This is a genomic window from Dietzia sp. DQ11-44 (genome assembly GCF_014145205.1).
Taxonomy (GTDB): Bacteria; Actinomycetota; Actinomycetes; order Mycobacteriales; family Mycobacteriaceae; genus Dietzia; species Dietzia natronolimnaea.
On sequence record NZ_JAALEC010000316.1, the window covers coordinates 1 to 2,484 of the forward strand.

The window sequence follows — 2,484 nt, forward strand, 5'->3', positions numbered from 1 at the left end:
AGCGGTGCCACGTCGTGGATCGCCTGGCGACCTCGTGGATCGCGTCGATCTCGCGTAATCCCAGTCGCTGCGGCTGCGACGTGAGGAATCGCCTGATGCGGCGACGCTGAACCACTGCCACGGCACCGTCCGCGGGCTGGGTCTTCACTGTGAATCCCCCTCGAGCTCCCACCACCGCGATCATCCCGACGACCGGGACCGGAAAGCCGACCTGCTCCGCGAGCAGACGGGATGCCCGCCTCGCCTCATGCCGACTGTTGCGGATGTACGGAACCCGGCTGCCGTTGACCATGAAGGTGTCCCCGCCCACCCAGATTGCCGCCTTGGGGTGATTCTTGGAGTTCACGGTGAAGACGCCGCCGGGGCCGATCACCACGTGGTCGATATCGGCACCCCGCTCCCCCACGCGTACGGCGTGCAGGATCCTCCACCGGGCGTCCAGGCCCGCCAGCTGTTCGCCGACGGCCTGCTCACCGTCCGCGCCGATACGCCAGGCACGCTCGTCGGTCTTCGCGTCGACCAACCGGGCGAGCACATGGCGCACCATCCCCTGCGCCTCCCGCTCGGCGAGCGCTCGCTCGCGTGCGGCCGCCCCCGCACGAGCATCGGCGAGATCGTGCCACCTCGGTCCGGATGCCGTGGTTGGCACGGTGGTGTGCTCGCGCGACGGAGTTGGCGATAGACCGGTCACCGCCGCGACCGGCCCCGACTTCGACGACGGCGGTGTCGACGACGAGGACGGTGACGGTGACGGCGCAGGCGCAGGCGCAGGCGACGGAACATCGGTCACCCATGGTGGTCGGCTCGACTGCTTCGCCGATTCGCGGTGCCGGCGGGCGCCCAGGTGGTCCTCGATCGCCTTGCGCAACAGCGGAAGGTTGGCGAGATCGTCAGAGTGGTAGCGGCCGGTCGCCAGGTCGAGATAACCGAGGTCGGTTCCGCCCGGCGTGGCGGCATAGACCCGGTCGTGGCCGAAACGGGACCACCTTCGGACGATCCACTCGGTCACCGGGCCTCCTTGCGGCAGTCGTGATGGCGATCGCCGAATACTCACATCCCGAGGCCACGGCGCGGAGGAGAACTCGCGAACCGAGAGGCGCCAAGGGTGAGGCGGAATACTCCCCGACCCCCTTTTGTTTGACATGTCAGCAAGTTAGGATGGAACGCACCAACAGACTGAAAGGCTCGCCATCATGCAGTTCGGGATTTTCTCCATCGCCGACATCACACCTGATCCCCTCACCGGGCAGGTGTCGACCGAGCACGAGCGCCTCGAGGCCGTCGTCGAGTACGCGGTCCAGGCCGAACAGGTGGGCCTGGACGTCTTCGCCCTGGGCGAGCACCACAACCCGCCCTTCGTCACGTCCTCCCCCACCACCACCCTGGGCTACATCGCCGGGAGGACCTCCGACATCATCCTGTCCACCGCCACGACGCTCATCACCACCAACGACCCGGTGAAGATCGCCGAGGACTACGCCATGCTGCAGCACCTCGCCGGGGGCCGGGTCGACCTGACCATGGGACGCGGCAACACCGGCCCGGTGTACCCGTGGTTCGGCCAGGACATCCGACAGGGGCTGCCGTTGGCGATCGAGAACTACGAGTTGCTCCACCGCCTGTGGCACGAGGACGTGGTGGAGTGGGAGGGCAAGTTCCGGACAGCTCTCCAGCAGTTCACGTCCACCCCGCGCCCGTTGGACGGCGTCGCGCCCTTCGTCTGGCACGGGTCGATCCGCTCGCCGCAGATCGCCGAGCAGGCCGCCTACTACGGGGACGGGTTCTTCCACAACAACATCTTCTGGCCGATCAGCCACACCAAGCAGATGGTCGAGCTGTACCGACGGCGCTACGAGCACTACGGTCACGGGTCCGCGGATCAGGCGATCGTGGGGCTGGGCGGTCAGTTCTTCGCGCGCCCCAACAGCCAGGACGCGGTCAACGAGTTCCGCCCCTACTTCGACAACGCCCCGGTCTACGGCCACGGCCCGTCGCTCGAGGACTTCACCGCCCAGACCCCGCTCACGGTGGGGTCCCCGCAGCAGGTCATCGACCGCTACATGACCATGCGCGAGCACGTGGGCGACTACCAGCGCCAGATGTTCCTCATCGATCACGCCGGCGTGCCGCGTAAGACGGTGCTCGAGCAGATCGAGATCCTCGGCACCGAGATCGTCCCGGTCCTGCGTCGCGAACTCGACGCGCTGCGGCCGGCGCACGTGCCTGACGGGCCCACCCACGCGGCACGTGTCGCGGCACGTGACGCCGCGCTGGCCGCCGAGGGGGCGCCCGCGTACTCGGACGCTTACCGGTTCGGCACCGGCGACAATTGGACCGGACTGACCGTCGAGGGCGGACAGCGCGCCCAGGAGCAATCATTGGCCCGTGCCCGCCGCACCGAGTCCCGGCTCGCGCAGGCACCGGCGGGACGGGGCGACAAGTGACCGCCACCCACGCACCCGACGCACGGCCGCTGCGGCTGGA

2 protein-coding genes are annotated in these 2,484 nt (G+C 68.6%); one reads left to right on the forward strand and one right to left on the reverse strand.

Annotated elements, in window-relative coordinates; genetic code table 11:
- Positions 1 to 649: nuclease-related domain-containing protein (locus G6018_RS08655; protein ID WP_347237838.1), on the reverse strand; the 649-nt coding region annotated here is incomplete at its 3' end.
- 544 nt (positions 650 to 1,193) lie between these two features.
- Between G6018_RS08655 and G6018_RS08660 the strand changes: the two genes are divergently transcribed.
- Positions 1,194 to 2,444, forward strand: coding sequence for an LLM class flavin-dependent oxidoreductase (locus tag G6018_RS08660; RefSeq protein ID WP_182639398.1), 1,251 nt, complete (start codon positions 1,194 to 1,196; stop codon positions 2,442 to 2,444).
- Positions 2,445 to 2,484: the final 40 nt, after the last annotated feature.